14 protein-coding genes and 1 pseudogene are annotated in these 16,949 nt (G+C 73.8%); 8 read left to right on the top strand and 7 right to left on the bottom strand.

Features of this window, described 5'->3' with window-relative positions; all coding sequences use genetic code 11:
* Nucleotides 1–654 (bottom strand): annotated as a pseudogene (locus ACFV0Q_RS11295) (hypothetical protein); the annotation flags it as partial.
* A 185-nt stretch (nucleotides 655–839) separates the two neighbouring features.
* On the opposite strand from ACFV0Q_RS11295, the gene ACFV0Q_RS11290 reads away from it, so the two are divergent.
* The 3 genes from ACFV0Q_RS11290 (at nucleotide 840) to ACFV0Q_RS11280 (ending at nucleotide 3,216) form a co-directional block, all read left to right on the top strand.
* Complete coding sequence (locus ACFV0Q_RS11290) at nucleotides 840–1,580, top strand: GPP34 family phosphoprotein (RefSeq protein ID WP_385003849.1); 741 nt, start codon at nucleotides 840–842, stop codon at nucleotides 1,578–1,580.
* 306 nt (nucleotides 1,581–1,886) lie between these two features.
* Entirely contained in the window at nucleotides 1,887–2,774 is an 888-nt protein-coding gene (locus tag ACFV0Q_RS11285) for a helix-turn-helix domain-containing protein (RefSeq protein WP_385003847.1), read from the top strand.
* 229 nt (nucleotides 2,775–3,003) lie between these two features.
* Nucleotides 3,004–3,216 (top strand): DUF397 domain-containing protein, encoded by a 213-nt coding sequence (locus ACFV0Q_RS11280; protein ID WP_385003845.1) that lies wholly within the window; start codon nucleotides 3,004–3,006, stop codon nucleotides 3,214–3,216.
* 132 nt (nucleotides 3,217–3,348) lie between these two features.
* Here the strand turns inward: ACFV0Q_RS11280 and ACFV0Q_RS11275 are convergent, their stop codons facing one another.
* Entirely contained in the window at nucleotides 3,349–4,212 is an 864-nt protein-coding gene (locus ACFV0Q_RS11275; protein ID WP_385003843.1) for a hypothetical protein, read from the bottom strand.
* A 172-nt stretch (nucleotides 4,213–4,384) separates the two neighbouring features.
* Between ACFV0Q_RS11275 and ACFV0Q_RS11270 the strand changes: the two genes are divergently transcribed.
* Entirely contained in the window at nucleotides 4,385–5,578 is a 1,194-nt protein-coding gene (locus ACFV0Q_RS11270) for a PLP-dependent aminotransferase family protein (protein ID WP_385003841.1), read from the top strand.
* A 10-nt stretch (nucleotides 5,579–5,588) separates the two neighbouring features.
* On the opposite strand, the gene ACFV0Q_RS11265 is transcribed toward ACFV0Q_RS11270, so the two are convergent.
* Complete coding sequence (locus ACFV0Q_RS11265; protein ID WP_385003839.1) at nucleotides 5,589–7,331, bottom strand: AMP-dependent synthetase/ligase; 1,743 nt, start codon at nucleotides 7,329–7,331, stop codon at nucleotides 5,589–5,591.
* A gap of 124 nt (nucleotides 7,332–7,455) precedes the next feature.
* Between ACFV0Q_RS11265 and ACFV0Q_RS11260 the strand changes: the two genes are divergently transcribed.
* Nucleotides 7,456–8,466, top strand: coding sequence for an AraC family transcriptional regulator ligand-binding domain-containing protein (locus ACFV0Q_RS11260; RefSeq protein ID WP_385003837.1), 1,011 nt, complete (start codon nucleotides 7,456–7,458; stop codon nucleotides 8,464–8,466).
* An 83-nt stretch (nucleotides 8,467–8,549) separates the two neighbouring features.
* On the opposite strand, the gene ACFV0Q_RS11255 is transcribed toward ACFV0Q_RS11260, so the two are convergent.
* Nucleotides 8,550–9,581, bottom strand: coding sequence for a saccharopine dehydrogenase NADP-binding domain-containing protein (locus ACFV0Q_RS11255; RefSeq protein ID WP_385003835.1), 1,032 nt, complete (start codon nucleotides 9,579–9,581; stop codon nucleotides 8,550–8,552).
* A gap of 107 nt (nucleotides 9,582–9,688) precedes the next feature.
* On the opposite strand from ACFV0Q_RS11255, the gene ACFV0Q_RS11250 reads away from it, so the two are divergent.
* Nucleotides 9,689–10,642, top strand: coding sequence for a GlxA family transcriptional regulator (locus tag ACFV0Q_RS11250; protein WP_385003833.1), 954 nt, complete (start codon nucleotides 9,689–9,691; stop codon nucleotides 10,640–10,642).
* Nucleotides 10,643–10,793: 151 nt separating this feature from the next.
* Nucleotides 10,794–11,966 (top strand): lipase family protein, encoded by a 1,173-nt coding sequence (locus ACFV0Q_RS11245; protein ID WP_385003831.1) that lies wholly within the window; start codon nucleotides 10,794–10,796, stop codon nucleotides 11,964–11,966.
* Nucleotides 11,967–12,013: 47 nt separating this feature from the next.
* On the opposite strand, the gene ACFV0Q_RS11240 is transcribed toward ACFV0Q_RS11245, so the two are convergent.
* Entirely contained in the window at nucleotides 12,014–13,597 is a 1,584-nt protein-coding gene (locus ACFV0Q_RS11240; protein WP_385003829.1) for an alpha/beta hydrolase, read from the bottom strand.
* Between the two features lie 144 nt (nucleotides 13,598–13,741).
* Nucleotides 13,742–15,511: an AMP-dependent synthetase/ligase gene (locus tag ACFV0Q_RS11235; protein ID WP_385003853.1), complete on the bottom strand. Its 1,770-nt coding sequence runs from the start codon at nucleotides 15,509–15,511 to the stop codon at nucleotides 13,742–13,744.
* A gap of 426 nt (nucleotides 15,512–15,937) precedes the next feature.
* Here ACFV0Q_RS11235 and ACFV0Q_RS11230 point away from each other — a divergent pair, with 426 nt between their 5' ends.
* The gene (locus tag ACFV0Q_RS11230; protein ID WP_385003827.1) at nucleotides 15,938–16,693 is read left to right on the top strand and encodes a hypothetical protein; all 756 of its coding nucleotides are present in this window, start codon (nucleotides 15,938–15,940) and stop codon (nucleotides 16,691–16,693) included.
* Here the strand turns inward: ACFV0Q_RS11230 and ACFV0Q_RS11225 are convergent.
* Nucleotides 16,678–16,854: a hypothetical protein gene (locus ACFV0Q_RS11225; protein WP_385003826.1), complete on the bottom strand. Its 177-nt coding sequence runs from the start codon at nucleotides 16,852–16,854 to the stop codon at nucleotides 16,678–16,680. The two genes, ACFV0Q_RS11230 and ACFV0Q_RS11225, sit on opposite strands and share 16 nt — an antisense overlap.
* Nucleotides 16,855–16,949: the final 95 nt, after the last annotated feature.

Here is a 16,949-nt window from a genome sequence, read left to right as displayed (position 1 = left end):
GGGTTTCTTCGGCGCGTCGGAGGCCGGCTTGACGGTGCGGAAGACGGCGGTGCGCTCGCTGTCGGTCTTGCCGGCGTCAGCGGGCTTCGTCGTACGCGGTTCCCGCGACGGCTCCCCGTCCTCCGCCGGAGCGGAATCGGACGGCTTCTCGGCCTTCTCGGAGTCCGCCGAAGCGGAATCCGCGGGGACGGCCTGGCGGACCACCGCGGCGGCGGGCTTGGCCGGGTCCACCCGACCGGGGGACGACGGCTCCGGGACGCCGGCGGCCTTGACCGCCTCGTCCTCGTCCTCGGCCTCGGCACGCGAGTCCGCGTCGGCGGCCGCGTCCGTCTCCGGGCTCGCGTCAGCACCGGCATCAGCGGCCTTACCCGTACGCGTACGCGTGCCCTCGTCAGCGGCCTCGTCAGCATCCGTGCCCGCGCCGGAGGCAGCGGCAGCGGCCGTACCCGCGTCAGCGGTCGCGGACGCCGGCTCCGGCCGGTCCGCCGGGCCCGAAGACTCGACGGTCGCGACCCATGCCGCCACCGCCTCCTTCAGCGGATCGCGGCGTACCGGGGGCTGGAAGACCGAGAGCCTCGGGTCCTTTTCCCCGGAGGACTCCGCCGCCCCCGACGCTCCTTCATCTACCGACTTGTCGGGGGACTCGCCCGCCACCGTTCCTCCTCGATCGCCGTCCGGTCACTGTCCGAACCGTCTAACAGTGTCCCGTCTAGGGGGCATCGCCCCCGTGCTAGACGAGAACGACATAGCTGCAGGTTCCCCCGCAAAGCGGCCAGGCGCTCTCGACAGATGAATGTGAGAGGCGTCACCCTGTCACTCATCCACGCGGGGAGGCATGGATGGGCAAGAGCCGCAGAACGATTCCGGAGGAGCTTCTGCTGCTCGCCTTGGACCCGGCCACGGGAACCACGGCGCAGCCGCAGTCGCTCGACCTCGGCCTGGCCGGGGCACAGCTAGTGGAGCTGGCTCTGGCAGGACGGATAGCCCCTGACGGGGATCGTATCGCCGTGGTGATGCCACGGCCGACAGGAGATCCGACTTTGGACTCCGCACTGGAACTGCTGCGCAGGCGCGGCAGCCCGGTACGGGCCGTCCACTGGATCGGTGGACCCCGGCTGGGGCTCCGCCAGATTTACCTCGCCCACCTGGAGCGCTGCGGCATGGTGCATGCCGTCGCAGGACAGATGTGCGGAGTGTTGCCGACGACTCGCTACCAGGCGACCGATACGGCGATCAGCCGGGAGATCCGTGCCCGGCTCGACAGTGCGATCCGCACCGGCGTACCGCCGGACCCGCGGACCGCGGCGCTTGCCGCACTGGCCCACGCGGTCGGACTCGGCAAGCACCTGTACCCCGGCAACGAGGGGCGCTCGTCCAGATCCCGGCTGCGGGACCTGATCCGGCACGACCCGATGGGCGGTCTGGTGGCGCACGCCGTCATGGACGTCCAGAACGGCGTGGCCGCCCAGCCGCGCCGCGACAGGGTTCCGGCCCAGCCGGCCGCCCGGGCCACGGCGAGCAGCGGTGTGCCGCTGCAGCCGCGCCGGACGGGTGCGATGGCCCGCGCGGCCGCGCACTGACGACGGAACAGGCGGAACAGGCAGAACGGGCAGGCGGAACAGCGACGCAGCACCCGCACCACACGCACGACCCGCGACACCCCTGATCCACCAGCGGGGCACAGATCACCGTGACCGGCGTCCCCCAAAGACCCGGCACGGAAGCCGCCAGCACGCGGGGTGGTGGGACCGGTGAGCCGGTTCCGCCACCCCGCGTGTCTGCTTTTCCCAGCCGTTCCCCAGCGCCGTCGCACCCTTCGGTGGCAGTCTGCTGAACATCAGACACGCAGAGAGACAGCGACAGAAGAAGGCGGAGGTGCCGTCCCCGTGGCGTCCAATGTCAATCCCACCGTCCGACGCCGCCGACTGGGCATGGAGTTGCGCAAGCTCCGTGAGGACAAGGGCATGACGGCCGAACAGGTCGCCGAACGCCTCCTCGTCTCCCAGTCGAAGATCAGCCGGCTGGAGAACGGCCGAAGGTCCATCAGCCAGCGCGACGTCCGCGACCTGTGTGAGGTGTACGAGGTGGAGGACCCCCGGCTCGTGGACTCGCTCATGCAGATGGCCAAGGACTCGCGCCAGCAGGGCTGGTGGCACGCCTTCGGGGACATCCCGTACAGCGTGTACATCGGGCTCGAAACCGATGCCGCCAGCCTGCGCACCTACGAGCCGCAGATGGTTCCCGGCCTGCTCCAGACCCCGGAGTACGCCCAGGCCCTCATCCGCGGCGCGCTGCCGGAGACGGCTCCCGCCGACGTGGACAAGCGCGTCCAGGTCCGCATGCACCGCCAGAAGCGGCTCTCGGAGACGGACAACAACAACCCGGACGTCGGACCGCTGCGCCTGTGGGCGGTGATCGACGAGGCGGCGCTGCGCCGGCACGTGGGCGACCCGCAGTTGATGATCCGGCAGCTGGAGTTCCTGATAGAGCAGTCGCAGCAGCCGTACATCACGGTGCAGGTGATGCCCTTCACGATGGGCGCGCATCCGGGGGTGAACGGCCAGTACGCCATTCTGGAATTCCCGGACGCCTCGGACTCGACGGTGGTCTACATCGAGGGCGTCACGAGCGATTTGTACCTGGAGAAGGCCAACGACGTTCAGAAATACAGCGTGATGTACGAGCACCTGCGCGCCCAGGCCCTCAATGTGGACCAGACGCGGCAGTTCATCTCGGAGATCATCGACCACTACGCGGGCAAGACGTCGAAGTAACCGCGGAGTGACCGGGGAGTCACCGCGGAGTGACGGATGTGGCCGGATGTGGCATGGGGGCCGGTACGGTACACCGTCGGTCCCCGGCCACAGAAGGCCTGAATGGAATATGCCACCCGGTCGAGTGAATGCCTCCTTCAGCCATCGAGAGGTGCCGGTAGCGTCGATCACGTCGGTCAGGGAAATGACCGGCACGAAACCGGAACTACTCGCTGAACCGGAGAGAAACATGGCTATTCGTCAGGGCGCCACGGAAATCTGGACCAAGTCCTCCTACTCCGGCGGAAACGGCGCCTGCGTCGAGGTCAAGTCCCCCGTCATGGAGGCCATCGCGGTCCGCGACTCCAAGGTGCAGGACGGTCCCTCCCTCACCTTCGCGCCGGCTTCCTGGACCTCCTTCGTCGCCGATGTCACCGAGGGTCGGCCCGGGCGCCTCGCCTGAACGTTTCGGCCCCCCACCCAACGGCTCCTTCCGCGCCACTGACTGAAGCCCTCTCGACCGGTCCGCCGTCCTGGCCGAGGGGGCTCGGTCATGCCCGCGGCCGGCCGGGCCCCCGACGATCGGCGCATTCGCTCAGCGCAGCTGGTCCACGTACCGGTCGGTGCCCGGCACGGTCGGGATGAACGGGGCTACCAGCTCCACCCGGCCCAGCCCCGACTCCGCGACCTCCGCGTCCAGCCCCTGGAAGCGGTCCCAGCAGGTGCGCGGGTCGGCCTCCAGGAACCACAGCAGGGTGAGGCGGGTGCCGACCCCCTCGACCTGCTTGACGTAGGTCATCCGGTCACCGGGCAGCGGCGTCGGCCGGAAGGCGGTGACCATCGCGGCGGGCGAGCCGGCCAGCCGCCGGGGCAGGGCCCGGGAGCGCAGCCACTCCAGCAGTTCCTCCCGCCGCTCGGGGCCGTCGGCGTCGACGACCTGGAGGACGAGCCCGGCGTACGGGTGGTCGAGCGCGTGGAAGTCCCGGGGCCCGGCGGCCCCGTCGCGGTAGACCGTCGCCTCGTGGTCCTGGAAGGCCGTGAAGACGTGCGTGCGGTCCTGGTAGACGCGGCCGTCGCGGTTCAGCCGCTTGTTGATGCCGACCGTCCACTTCATGTGCTCGTCGTAGCGGCCCTCGGTCACCCAGTACGTGGAGAGGTAGCAGCCCGCGCCGACGGGCTGGGCGACCGCCGACTTCTCCGGGTAGCGCAGTTCCTGGAGGTCGCGGGTGGCGACCCAGCGGCGGCCCGCGTACATCCAGGGCATGGCCATGGCGCCCGCGTAGTAGTGGTCGTCCTCGTACCAGCGGTTGTACGCGTACTCGTGGCCCGGGTGCGGTTCCACCATGGTGATGAGGGCGTGGCCGGGGCGGACCCCGTACGGGCCGACGGCCGCCAGCTCGGCGTAGTCCCCGGCGCGGGTGTCCTCTGGTGCGCGTGCCGCTCGCTCGTCTCTGGTCATGACACCGGTCTATCTGATGCTGCGTCAGTTGGGGAGGGGGCGGACGCCGTTCATGTGGACGCCGTTCATGTGGACGCCGTTCACGTCTGGGCCGTTCACTCCGTGGACGGTAGCTGCCGTCTACACCTTTCACCGCTAGGCTGCGCGCCACCCGCCTCCCGAAGGAGTCCCCGTGCCGATCGCCTCCGCCGCCCCGCCGCCCTTCGCCGCCCGCGCGGTCTCGGTGGGAGGCTCGCCCGTACGGGAGATCCTCGCGCTCACCGAACGCCCCGGGGTGATCTCCTTCGCCGGGGGCCTGCCCGCCCCCGAACTCTTCGACACGGCCGGACTGCGGGCCGCCTACGAGGCCGTCCTCAGCGGGCCCGGCGCCGGCCGCGCGCTCCAGTACTCCACCACCGAGGGCGCCCCCGAGCTGCGCGAGGCCGTCGCCGCCCGGGCCCGCGCCCGGGGCCTGGCCACCGGCGCGGACGAGGTCCTGGTCACCACCGGCTCCCAGCAGGGCCTCACCCTGCTCGCCGCCACCCTGCTGGAGCCGGGCGACACCGTGCTCGTCGAGAACCCCACCTACCTGGCGGCCCTGCAGTGCTTCGGCCTGGCGGGAGCCCGCGTCATACCCGTCCCCTGCGACGGGCAGGGGCTGCTGCCCGACGCCCTCGCCGAGATCACCGCCCGGGAGCGGCCGAAGCTGCTGTACACCGTCCCCACCTTCCAGAACCCGACCGGGCGCACCCTGCCGGGCGAGCGCCGGGCGGAGGTGGCGCGGACCGCGGCCCGGCTCGGACTGTGGCTGGTGGAGGACGACCCGTACGGGGACCTCCGCTACGAGGGCTCCCACCAGCCCTGGCTCGCCGCCCACCCGGGCGCCGAGGACCGCACCGCCCTGCTCGGCAGCTTCTCCAAGGTGATGGCCCCGGGGCTGCGCCTCGGCTGGCTGCGCGCCCCCGCGGCCCTGCGCCGGGCGGCGGTGGTCGCCAAGCAGGCGGCCGACCTGCACACCTCGACGGTGGACCAGCTGGCCGCCGCCCACTACCTCGGCGCCACCGACCTCGACGTCCACGTCGCCCGGGTCCGGGAGGCGTACCGGGCCCGCCGCGACGCCCTCCTCGCGGGACTGGGCGAGGCGCTCCCGGCGGGCTCGGAGTGGAACCGTCCCGAGGGCGGCATGTTCGTGTGGGCCCGGCTCCCGGCGGGACACGACGCGACGGCCCTGCTCAAGGCGGCCGTCGCGCACGACGTGGCGTACGTCCCGGGAGCCCCCTTCCACACGGGCGCCCCCGACCCGCGGACGCTGCGGCTGTCGTTCACCGCCCACACCCCGGCGGAGATCGCGGAGGGCCTCGACCGGCTGCGCCGGGCCCTGGGCTAGGTCCCGTCACCTAGCCCGGGGTGCCGTCCTCGTACAGGGCGTCGATCTCGGCGGCGTAGCGCTCGGCGACGGCGCGGCGGCGCAGCTTCAGGGTCGGGGTGAGGGTCCCGGCGGCGATGGAGAACTCCTCGTCCAGGACCCGGAAGGCGCGGATCCGGGCGGGGCGGGAGACGGCCGCGTTGGCGGTGGCCACGGCCTCGGCGACGAGGGCGCGTACGGCCGGGTGGGTGCCGGGGGCGGTGCCGAGGTCGAGGGACTCCCGGGCCGCCCAGGCGGCGAGCTCCTGCGCGTCCAGGGTGATCAGGGCCACCGGGTGGGGCCGCCGGTCGCCGATGAGGACCGCCCGCGAGACGTAGCGGGAGGCGGCCTGGACGGCGAACTCCACCTCGGTCGGGGTGATGTTCTTGCCGGCCGAGGTGATGATCAGTTCCTTCTTGCGGCCGGTGATGGACAGGAAGCCGTCGGCGTCGAGTTCGCCCAGGTCACCGGTGTGCAGCCAGCCGTCGGGGTCGAGGGTCTCGGCCGTCGCCGCGGGGTTGGCGTGGTAGCCGGGGAAGATCATCGGGCCCCGGGCCAGCACCTCCCCGTCCCCGGCGATGCGGACCTCGCAGCCCGCCACCGGGCGGCCGACGGTTCCGTAGCGGACGGCGCCGGGGTGGTTGAGGCTGATCACCCCGCCGGACTCGGTCATTCCGTAGCCCTCGAAGACCTGGATGCCGCAGGCGCGCAGGAAGTCCAGCGTGGCGGGGGCGATCGGGGCCCCGCCGGTCAGGGCCCACTGCAGGCGGCCCCCGAAGGCGGCCCGGACCGGCGCGTAGAGGGACTCCTCCGCCGCCTCGTACGCCGCCCGCCCGGCGTCCGGAAGGCGGCCGTCCGCCGCGAGCACGCCCAGCCGTACGGCCTCCTCGAACCGCTCCCGGCCCCCCTCGGCGCCCTCGGCCAGGGCCAGCACCACCGCGTGCACCTTCTCGAACAGCCGGGGCACGGACGGCAGGTGGGTGGGCCGGGCCTGCGCCAGCTCGGCCACCACGTCCTCGACGCGGCCGCCGAAGTAGCAGAGCTCCCCGCCCTCCAGGAGGGTGGTGAACTGGATGAGCTGCGCCAGCAGGTGCGCGAGCGGCAGGTACAGGTACGTGGAGTCCCCCGGCCCGCCCGGGGTCAGCGGCAGCGTGGCGTCCAGGACGGCCCCGAAGTTGCCGTGGGTGAGCCGGCAGCCCTTGGGCAGGCCGGTCGTCCCGGAGGTGTACACGATGGAGGCGTCGTCGCCGGGGGCCACGGCGGCGGCCCGGGCCGCGAGCGCCGGCGCGGGGGCGAGTGGCGGCCGGTCGGGCGCGTCCATCCGCAGGACCTCCCGCAGCGCGGGCAGCTTCGGCCGCAGGGCCTCGACCCGGGCCGCCTGGGCGGCGTCTTCGCAGATGGCCACCACCGCCTCCGAGTCCGCCAGGACCCAGGCCAGTTCCTCCTCCCCCGCCGTCGGGTACACCGGCACGAGGACCGCGCCCGCCGCGAGGATCCCGAAGTGGGCGTACGTCCACTCGGGCCGGGTCTCCGCGAGCACCGCGACCCGTTCCCCGGCCGCGACCCCCAGCCCGAGCAGCCCCCGGCCCACCGTCCGTACGTCCTCGGCGAGTTCGGCGTGGCTCCGGATCACCCACGCCCCGTCCGGCCCCCGGAAGCGGAGCGCGGGCGCGGGCCCGTACCTCTCCTCGGTCCACTGGGTGAACTCCGCCAGCGTGCCCGGCCGACCGTCCATCGCATGCCCTCCCGCGTCAGGTGACCCCCGCCCCCCGACGCTAGGCACCACAACGCGCCGTCCGGCATGACCGGAAGCGTCACCCCCGCTGACCCCAGCGCTCATTGGGGCTACCTTCGAAGCCATGGGGAGGCGGACGATCACCGTGCACCACGTCCGCGCCGTGCTCGCGGGGGCGCGGCGCGGCGGCCTGGACCTGGTGCCATTGCTCCAGGAGGCGCAGATCCCGCCGCTGCTGCTGGGCGACGACCGGGCGCGGATCACGCCCGCGCAGTTCGCGCGCCTCTTCCGGGCCCTGTACCGGACCACGCAGGACGAGTTCCTGGGGCTGTCGGGCGTGCCGAGCCGGCCGGGGACCTTCGCGATGATGTGCCACGCCTGCCTCGGCTGCCGCGACCTGGGGGCGGCGACGCAGCGGGCGGCCGCCTTCTACGGACTGTTCCCGGGCGGGCCGGAGCTGGCGCTGGAAGTGGCGGACGGGCAGGCCCGGTTCACGGTCCGCAACGCCTTCGACGGCGACGAGGAACGTTTCCTCAGCGAGTGTGTCCTCGCGATCTGGCACCGGCTGAGCAGCTGGCTGATCGGCCGCCGGATCCCCCTGGCCCAGGCCGCCTTCGCCTATCCCCCGCCGCCGCACGCCGCCGAGTACGCCACCCTCTTCGCCTGCCCGGTCCGCTTCGGCGCCGGCCTGACCGTCGCCGCGTTCGACGCGCACTGGCTGACCGCGCCGCTCGTCCGGGACGAGGCCGCGCTCGACGCGATGCTCCGCCGGGCCCCCTTCGACCTGCTCTCGCGCCCCGAGTACGGGACCACGGTCGCGGAACAGGTCCGCCGGAGCCTGACCCAACGGCTGCGGGACTCCCCGCGGCTGCCGGAGCTGGGCGAGGTCGCGGCCCGCCTCGCGGTCTCCCCGGCGACCCTGCGGCGCCGGCTCCGGCAGGAGGGCACGTCCTTCCAGCAGCTCAAGGACCATGTCCGGCGGGACGCGGCCATCGCGGGGCTGGCCGAGAGCGGGGAGCCCATCGCGGAACTCGCCGCCCGGCTCGGCTTCTCGGAGGACACCGCCTTCCACCGCGCGTTCCGCCGCTGGACGGGCACCACCCCGGGCGCGTACCGCATCGCGTCGGGCGGCTGACGCCGGGCGCGTACGGCGCACCCGGCACCCGGCTGATCCGGCTCAAGGCCCGGGGCCCGGGGCCCGGGGCCCGTACGCCCCGCTCAGTGCGGGAGTTCGACCGTCACGTGCGGGGCCAGTGCCCGCAGGAAGGACGCCGCGTCGAACATCGCGCCGGCCGAGGCCACGCCCGTGGTCCGGGTCCGCCCGGACAGGACCCGGTGGACGGCCTCCACCACCAGCGGCGCGGTGACGGCGTAGATGTCCTGCCCGCGCGCCGTGGCCCGGCGCTCGACGCCGTCCACGCGGACGCGGACGTCGACGAAGAACGTCTGGTCGGAGCGGCCCTGGTCGTCGACCGCCTCCGGCGCCGGGGTGTCCGCCCCCGCCACCTCCCGCGCCGCCTCGACGGACATGTGGGTGCGGACGTCGCGCACGGCCAGGTGGCTGGGGACGGTGACGACGTCGGCCATCGTGAACTCCGAGACCACCGCGCGCCGGCCCAGCGGCTCCGGGAACAGCCAGTCCGTCTCGCGCACCGCGTCGTCGTGGTACTGGAGCGCGCCGTCCGCGTACCGCACCCGGCGGCCCGCGCGCCGCTCGCGGGAGACCTCGCCGGCCTTCCGGGAGCCTTCCGTGGGGCGCCAGCTGCTCAGCGCGTAGGCGACGTCCACCGAGTCCGCCGCCACCGCTCCGCCCAGCGCGGCGGTCACCAGCAGGTCGCCCAGCCCGCCGTAGAAGGCCATCGCGGGCACCACGGGCACGTCCGCCGTGCGGGCCGCCTCCGCGTGGTCGGCGAACATCGCGGCGTTCGCCTCGATCTCCGCCGCGACGTCGAGGTACGGGATCCCCGCGCGCAGGGCCGCCTCGACGACCGGGCCGCCCGTCACCGCGAAGGGTCCCGCGCAGTTGACGACCGCCTCCGCTCCGGCGAGGGCCCGGTCCAGTGCCTCCGGGTCGTCCACGGCGGCCGGCCGCACCGACACGTCCGGCCACTGCGCCGCCAGCGTCTCCAGCCGCCCCCCGTCACGGCCGGAGACGACGACGGCGAAGCCGCGCCTCCTGAGCTCCGCCACCACGAAGCGGCCGGTGTGCCCCGTCGCCCCGTACACCACAACTGCCGTCCGCTCGCTCATCGTTCCCCCGTCTCGCCGTTCTTCCCGTTTCCCTCTGGGACCTACTCTCGCCGCGAACCGAGCCGAACACGATGGTCCGGAACGACATCACCCGTACACTTTCGGACATGCCCACCGTCGCCCTGCCCGCCGTCGGACACCTGCTGCACTTCGAGCTGGCGGTGGCCTACGAGATCTTCGGAAATCCCCCGGGCGAGACCACGGAGGGCTGGTACGACGTCCAGCTCTGCGGGCCCGGACCGGTACGGGTCGGCCCGTTCACGGTCGAGCCCGACCGCGGGCTGGACCGCCTGGCCGAGGCCGACACCGTGATCGTGCCGGCGTGCGCCGACGTCGACGCCCCGCTGCCGCCGGAGCTGGTCGAGGCCGTACGCGCGGCCCACGCGGCGGGGGCCCGGATCGCCTCCCTGTGCACCGGGGCGTTCGTGCTCGGTGCCGCGGGCCTGCTGGACGGCCGCCGGGCCACCACCCACTGGGCGCACGCCGCGGAGCTGAGCGCGCGCCATCCGCGGGCCCTGGTCGACCCGGACGTGCTGTACACCGACAACGGCAGCGTGCTCACGGCGGCCGGCAAGGCGGCCGCCGTGGACCTGTGCCTGCACCTGATCCACCTCGACCACGGCGCCGCCGTCGCCAACGCGGTCGCCCGCCGCCTGGTCATGCCGCTGCACCGGCCGGGCGGGCAGGCCCAGTTCGTCTCCACCCCGGTGCGGGCCACCGGCGCGGGCGACCACGGACTCGCCCACCTGCTCGCCTGGGCCCAGCAGCGCCTCGACCGGCCGCTGACGGTGACCGACCTGGCCCGCCGGGCGAACACCAGCCCCCGCCACCTCGGACGGCAGTTCCGGGCGACAGTCGGGCAGACGCCGCTCCAGTGGCTCCTGACCCAGCGCGTACGCCGCGCCCAGGAACTGCTGGAGGCCACCGACGAGAGCGTCGAGGCCGTCGCCCGCGCCACCGGCATGGGCACCGCCACGACGCTGCGCCGCCAGTTCAAACGGACCGTCGGCGTCTCCCCGGTCAGCTACCGCCGCTCCTTCCGCGCCACGAACCCGAACTGACGGCCCGGAACCACACGATCGGGGCGCCGCGCCCGCGGGCGGGTGGGAGTCCGGGTCAGGAAAGGTGAGCTGCCCGGTCAGGCACATTCCGACTGGTCGGTCACTACCTTCGCCTCACCCACCCCCACACGGACCCTCGGGAGAGCCGCCCATGCGCATCCGAAGCACCGGCACCGCCCTGGCCGCCGCGGCCGCCCTGGCCGTCTCGGCCTGGATCCCCGCCACCACCGCCACGGCCGCCGACGGCGAATCCGCCGCAGCCGCCGCCCGCCCCGGTGACCTCGTCGCCAGTGCCCCGTCCGCCTTCCACCCGCTGCCCGGCCAGCCGACCAACACCAAGGCCTGGAAGGTCCATTACCGCTCGACCACCGCCGACGGCGCCCCGAACGTGGTCTCCGGCACCGTCATCGTCCCGCAGGACGGCCGCACCGGGCCGCGCCCGCTGATCACGTACGCCGTCGGCACCGTCGGCATGGGCGACTCCTGCGCGCCGAGCAACAACCTCCCGTACGGCACCGCCATGGAGGCCAACCTCATCCAGCAGTACACCCTGCGCGGCTGGGCCGTGGTCGTCACCGACTACGAGGGCCTCGGCACGCCGGGCGTCCACACGTACACCGTCGGCCCCTCGGCGGGCCACGCCATGCTCGACGCCGCCCGCGCCGCGATCCGGCTGCCCGAGGCGGGGCTGGGGGCGGACACCCCGGTCGGGATCACGGGCTACTCGCAGGGCGGGCAGGCCAGCAGCTGGGCGGCCGAGCTGCAGGGCTCGTACGCCCCGGAGCTGAAGGTGAAGGGCACCGCGACCGGCGGGGTCCCGGCGGACCTGCTGAAGGTGGCCGCCTTCAACAACGGCTCGTACGGCTCGGGGCTCATCTTCATGGCGGCGGCCGGGCAGGACGCGGCCTTCCCGGAGCTGGGGCTCGACTCCTACCTGAACCCGGCGGGCAAGGCCCTCGTCGCCGGGATGAAGGAGAACTGCGTCGCCATCGACGCCATCGCCGGGTCCTTCAAGCGGATCTCCGACCTGACCACGCGCGACCCGCTGGCGCAGCCGGACTGGCAGGCCCGCCTCAACCAGAGCAGGCTCGGCGGGACGGCTCCGGCCGCGCCGGTGTACCAGTACCACGCGCTCGGCGACGAGCTCATCCCGTACGCGGTGGGCCGTCAGCTGCGCTCCGAGTGGTGTGCGAAGGGCGCGGACGTGCAGTGGGACACCGTCTGGGTGGGTGAGCACGTCAGCGGGGTGATCACGCACGCGCCGGAGGTCGCGAACTGGATGGCGGACCGCTTCGCGGGGCGCCCCTCGCACCCGAACTGCTAGCCCGTTCGGCGCCGCCCGCAGCCCGTGCGCCGCCGCCTGCCCCGCCGTCACTCACCGGCGGGGCAGGCGCGCGTCCCGTGCGGGAGCCGGCCGTCGGTGAGGAAGCCGTCGACGTAGCCGCGTACGCAAGGAGAGGAGGCGTAGCCGGTGTGCCCGTCGCCCTTGTGGTCCAGGATCACGGCGGAGCCGAGGCGCCGGGCCGTCTCCTCCGTCCACTCGTACGGGGTCGCCGGGTCGCCGCGGGTGCCGACGAGCAGCATGCGCGGGGCGCCGGGGTGGTCGATGCGGCGGATGAAGTCGGTGCCGGCGGGGCGTCCGTAGCAGGCGAGTACGGTCCTCAGCTGGCTCGGCCCGAAGACCCGCGAGGCCTTCTGGAACTCGGGCTCCAGGTCCCGGAGTTCCTTCTCTATGGCCGCCGGGCCGGCCCGGTCGTCGCTCCGGTCGGGGTCGTCGGCGCAGTTCACGGCGGTGAGGGCGGCCTCGGGGTTGTCGGCGGGGATCCTGGCGGGGCCGGTCCCGGCGTCGGCGTCCGGGTCGGGGGCGGGTGCGGTGGGGCCGCCGAGCTGCATCAGCCCGACCGGGTCGCCCTTGCGCTCGACGAGGCCGAGGGCGTCGGCGAGGCCGGGCCAGCTGCTGCGCGCGTACAGGGCGGCGGCGATGGCGGCGACGACGTCCTGCCCGGTGAACCAGGAGCCGTCGTCGCCGACGAGCGGCTGGTGGTCGAGCCGTTCGACGAGGTCGCCGACGTCCTCCTTGGCGGTGCGGGTGTTCGTGCCGTAGACGCAGCCGGGCTGGTGGGCGCACCAGGTGAGGAAGTCGTCCAGGGCCCGCTGCTGGCCGCGCGCCGAGACCAGGGCCTGTTCGGCGAGGGGTTCGGTGAGGGTGTCGACGCCGTCGAGGACCATGCGGCCGGTGCGGTGCGGGAACCGGGCGGCGTAGACGGCGCCGAGCCGGGTGCCGTAGGAGAAGCCGAGGTAGTTGAGCTTCTCGTCGCCGAGCGCGCGGCGGATGGCGTCCATGTCGCGGGCGACGTTGACGGTGCCGACGTACGGGAGCACGGGCCCGGAGTGCAGGGCGCACCGCCGGGCCACGGCGCGCAGGGCGGCCAGCTGGGAGGCGGCGTCGGCGGGGACCTCGTCGCCGACCTGCTGGGAGCCGCCGCAGGAGACGGGCTCGCTCAGGCCGACGCCGCGGGGGTCGAAGGTGACGAGGTCGTAGCGCTCGCCGAGCTTCGCGAAGGTCTTGGGGTCGGCGGCCAGGGAGGTGGTGCCGCGGCCGCCGGGGCCGCCGAAGTTCAGCAGCAGCGAGCCGAGGGGCTTGCGGCCGGGGGCGGAGGCGGGTATCCGGGCGAGGGCCACCCTGATGGTCCCCTTGGCGGGGTCGTCGTGGTCGAGCGGCACGGCCAGCGTCCCGCACCGCATCCCCTCGGGCACGACCCGCTCGGGACACTCCCCCCACCGTATGGACCCCCCGCCGGCCGGCGGGGGACCGGGCGCGGCCCCGAGGGCGGCGGCCAGCACGGCCACACAGCCCGCGGCGGCGGTACCGGCCCGGACGCGGCGACGGCCCTGGGGACGGTCACCGGCCGGGGAGCCGGTATGGGAGCGGGTACGGCGAGGGGAACGGTGCACGGGACCCTCCTCGGGTGACCCCCCGGACCGGTCAGCCCAGCTCACCATAAGCGCGCCCCGCCCGGCCCGCCCGGCGGCGGCCGGCGGCCCGCCACCCGGCCCCGGAGGCCCCGGCCCCGGACCCCGCCCCCTCCGCGGCAGCGCTCAGCGGGCCCGGTACAGGGCCTCGATCTCCCGGTCGTAGTCCCGGGCCACCGCGCCCCGCCGTAGCTTCATCGACGGCGTCAGGTGGCCCCGGTCCTCCGTGAACTGCCCCGGCAGGACCGCGAAGCGGCGTATCGATTCCGGGCGCGAGACCAGCGTGTTCGCCTCGTCCACGGCCCGCTGCAGGTCGGCCAGCAGGGTCTCGTCCGTGATCAGCTCGCGGATCGGGACACCGTTCTTCTTGTGCATCTGGCGCCAGTGCGCCAGCCCGTCCGGTTCGAGGGTGATCACCGCGGTGACGTACGGCCGGTTGTCGCCGATCACCATGCACTGGCCGACCAGCGGATGGGCCCGCAGCCAGTCCTCCAGCGGCGCGGGGGCCACGTTCTTGCCGCCGGAGGTGATGATCATGTCCTTCTTGCGGCCGGTGATCGTGAGGTAGCCGTCGGCGTCGAGCTCGCCGATGTCCCCGGTGGCCAGCCAGGCCCCGGGCTGCTGGGCGGCGACGTTCCAGTAGCCCGCGAAGACGTGCGCCCCCCACAGCAGCACCTCCCCGTCGTCCGCGATCCGCACCGCCGTCCCCGGCAGCGGCCACCCCACCGTCCCGAGCCGCGGCCGCAGCGGCGGGGTGACCGTCGAGGCCGCGGTCGTCTCGGTGAGCCCGTAGCCCTCGAAGACCTCGATCCCGGCGCCCGTGTAGAACGCGGCGAGCCGCCGGCCCAGCGGCGAGCCGCCGCTGAGGACGTACCGCACGCGGCCGCCCATCGCCGCGCGGATCCGCCGGTAGACGAGCGGGTCGTACAGCGCGTGCGCGGCCCGCAGGCCCATCGACGGCCGCCGCCCCAGCGCCTTCTCCTCGCCGAAGCTCTGCGCGATCCGGGTGGCCCGGTCGAAGGAGGAGGCCCGTCCCATCTTCTCGGCGGTGGCGCGCGCGGTGTTGTAGACCTTCTCCAGGACGTACGGGATCGCCAGCAGGAACGTCGGCTGGAACCCGGCGAGGTCGGCGAGCAGGTCCTCGGTGCCGATGCTCGGCGCGTGCCCCAGCTTGACGCGGGCGCGCATGCAGCCGACGGCGACCATCCGCCCGAAGACGTGGGACAGCGGCAGGAACAGCAGGGTGGAGGCGGGGTCCTCGGTGACCGACTTGAACACCGGGTGCAGCAGCCCCACCGCGTTGTCGACCTCGGCGTAGAAGTTGCCGTGGGTCAGCACGCAGCCCTTGGGCTGTCCGGTGGTGCCGGAGGTGTAGACGAGCGTGGCCACGGATCCGGGCGTACGGGCGGACCTGCGCGCGTGCACGAGCGCGTCGGGCAGGTGCTCCCCGGCCTTGACGAGCCGGGCGATGGCGCCGGTGTCGAACTCCCACAGGTGCGCGAGCGCGGGCAGGTTGCCGCGCTCGGCGCTGATGATGCGGGCCTGCACGGTGTCCTCGACGGCGCAGGCCACGGCCCCGGAGTCGTGGAGGATCCAGCGCGCCTGGTGGGCGGAGGAGGTGGGGTAGACCGGTACGGTGACCAGCCCGGCGGCCCAGCCGGCGAAGTCCAGCAGCGTCCACTCGTAGGTGGTCCGGGCCATGATGGCCAGCCGGTCGCCCTCGCGGAGCCCTTCGGCGATCAGCCCCTTGGCCACGGCGAGAACCTGGTGGGCGAACTCGGCGGCGGTGACGTCCCGCCAGGTGCCGTCGGGCTCCTTGCGGGCGAGCACGGGCTCGTGGGGGGCTTCGCGGGCGTTCTCGAAGGGCAGGTCCCCGAGCGAGCCGCTCACCGGCATCGGGGCGAGGGCGGGCACGGCCACCTCGCGCACCACCCCGGCGATGGTCGTCTTGACGGGCTCGACCAGCGTCGGCTCGGCTTCCACGGCAGTTCTCCTCGGTCGCTCCGGGGTTACCGCCGGTAATCTACGCACGCCCGAACGCCCCCGACCACCCCCTGACCACCTTCTTCACCCACCCGCCACCCCCCACCCACACCCCCGGCGCGAGACTGACACGCCCCACCCGCCCACCCCACGAGGCTCCCGTGCGAGCCGCCCTCCGCTGCCGAGCGGGACCGCTTCCTCGCGGTGCACGCCGCCCGCGGGTAACCGACCTGCAACAGCCGCGCGGAACCGCTGCGTCAGCGCGGGCGTGCGGGGCACAATCCCCACGGGGGGTCGTCCGACGGCTTCCGCACGCCCGTCCACCGTGAGGAGCAGCCGGTGTCGCCGCAGGAAATCCAGTTATCGATCACGCCCCAGCAGGCCGCCGAAGGCACCATCGTCACCGTCCCGCTGCCCAACGGCACCGCCCGCCTGCGCATCCCGCCGTCCCGCGACGGCGACCTCGTCCGGGCCCGCTTCGGCGACAACGAGGTGCTGCTGCGGATCCACGTGACCACGGCGGTCGGGGCGCAGCCCGGGCCGGTCGCGCCGCCGAAGAAGTCGAGCCCCCTGGGCTGCCTGGTGGCGCTGGGGGTCGTGGCCGCCGTGATCATCGCCATCGTCGCGACGAACAACAGCCGCGACGACGACTCCAACAACACGGCCTCCGCCACCCCGACGTACACCGACTCGGCCACCCCCGATTCCAGCAGCACCCCGTACGTGACGCCCACGTACACGTCCGCGCCCACGTACACCTACTCACCCACCACGAAGCCGACCCTCCCGTCCCTCCCGGACCCCACCCCCACGAGGGCGGCCCCCACCCCCTTCGACAAGGGCACCTGCCTCAACGGCCAGCTCCCGGACTCGGAGACGGCCCAGAGCGTCAGCAACGTGGACGAGGTCTCCTGCTCGGCCTCCGACGCGCACTACAAGGTGATCCAGAGATTCCCCTTCTCCTCGGACATGGAGCAGTGCAAGAGCAACCCGGACACGGAGTACGCGTTCTCGTACCGCTACACGATCAACGGCAGCGTCATCAACCAGTACGTCTACTGCCTGATCGGCCTCGGCTCCTACTCCCGCTCCTGACCCTCCGCCTTCCGCACGAACCGCCGCCAGACCCAGGCGACGCCCCCGAGCACGACCGCGGCGGCCACCGCCCCGACGAACTCCGGCAGGGCGGCGACCAGCACCTCCCGCACGGGCTCGGGCAAGCGGAAGGCGGCGGCCTGGGCGTGGTTGCCGTACATACGACTCTCCTTCACGAGGACGACGGAACGTGGGGAGACCGTGCGCCATCCGCCCCTCGTCCCCAACCGGCCGGGGACGGGCGGGGACAGCCCGG

Source organism: Streptomyces sp. NPDC059564, assembly GCF_042735575.1.
In the GTDB taxonomy this organism is placed as follows: Bacteria; Actinomycetota; Actinomycetes; order Streptomycetales; family Streptomycetaceae; genus Streptomyces.
Note: the sequence above shows the minus strand (reverse complement) of the source record. Positions and strands in the feature narration are given on the sequence as shown.

Bases quoted from the DNA above. Each gene is read 5' to 3' on its own strand.
- ACFV0Q_RS11290 (WP_385003849.1), top strand. From the start codon at position 840: ATGGGCAAGAGCCGCAGAACGATTCCGGAGGAGCTTCTGCTGCTCGCC.
- ACFV0Q_RS11280 (WP_385003845.1), top strand. From the start codon at position 3,004: ATGGCTATTCGTCAGGGCGCCACGGAAATCTGGACCAAGTCCTCCTAC.
- ACFV0Q_RS11275 (WP_385003843.1), bottom strand. From the start codon at position 4,212: ATGACCAGAGACGAGCGAGCGGCACGCGCACCAGAGGACACCCGCGCC.
- ACFV0Q_RS11265 (WP_385003839.1), bottom strand. From the start codon at position 7,331: ATGGACGGTCGGCCGGGCACGCTGGCGGAGTTCACCCAGTGGACCGAG.
- ACFV0Q_RS11260 (WP_385003837.1), top strand. From the start codon at position 7,456: ATGGGGAGGCGGACGATCACCGTGCACCACGTCCGCGCCGTGCTCGCG.
- ACFV0Q_RS11255 (WP_385003835.1), bottom strand. From the start codon at position 9,581: ATGAGCGAGCGGACGGCAGTTGTGGTGTACGGGGCGACGGGGCACACC.
- ACFV0Q_RS11250 (WP_385003833.1), top strand. From the start codon at position 9,689: ATGCCCACCGTCGCCCTGCCCGCCGTCGGACACCTGCTGCACTTCGAG.
- ACFV0Q_RS11245 (WP_385003831.1), top strand. From the start codon at position 10,794: ATGCGCATCCGAAGCACCGGCACCGCCCTGGCCGCCGCGGCCGCCCTG.
- ACFV0Q_RS11235 (WP_385003853.1), bottom strand. From the start codon at position 15,511: ATGCCGGTGAGCGGCTCGCTCGGGGACCTGCCCTTCGAGAACGCCCGC.
- ACFV0Q_RS11225 (WP_385003826.1), bottom strand. From the start codon at position 16,854: ATGTACGGCAACCACGCCCAGGCCGCCGCCTTCCGCTTGCCCGAGCCC.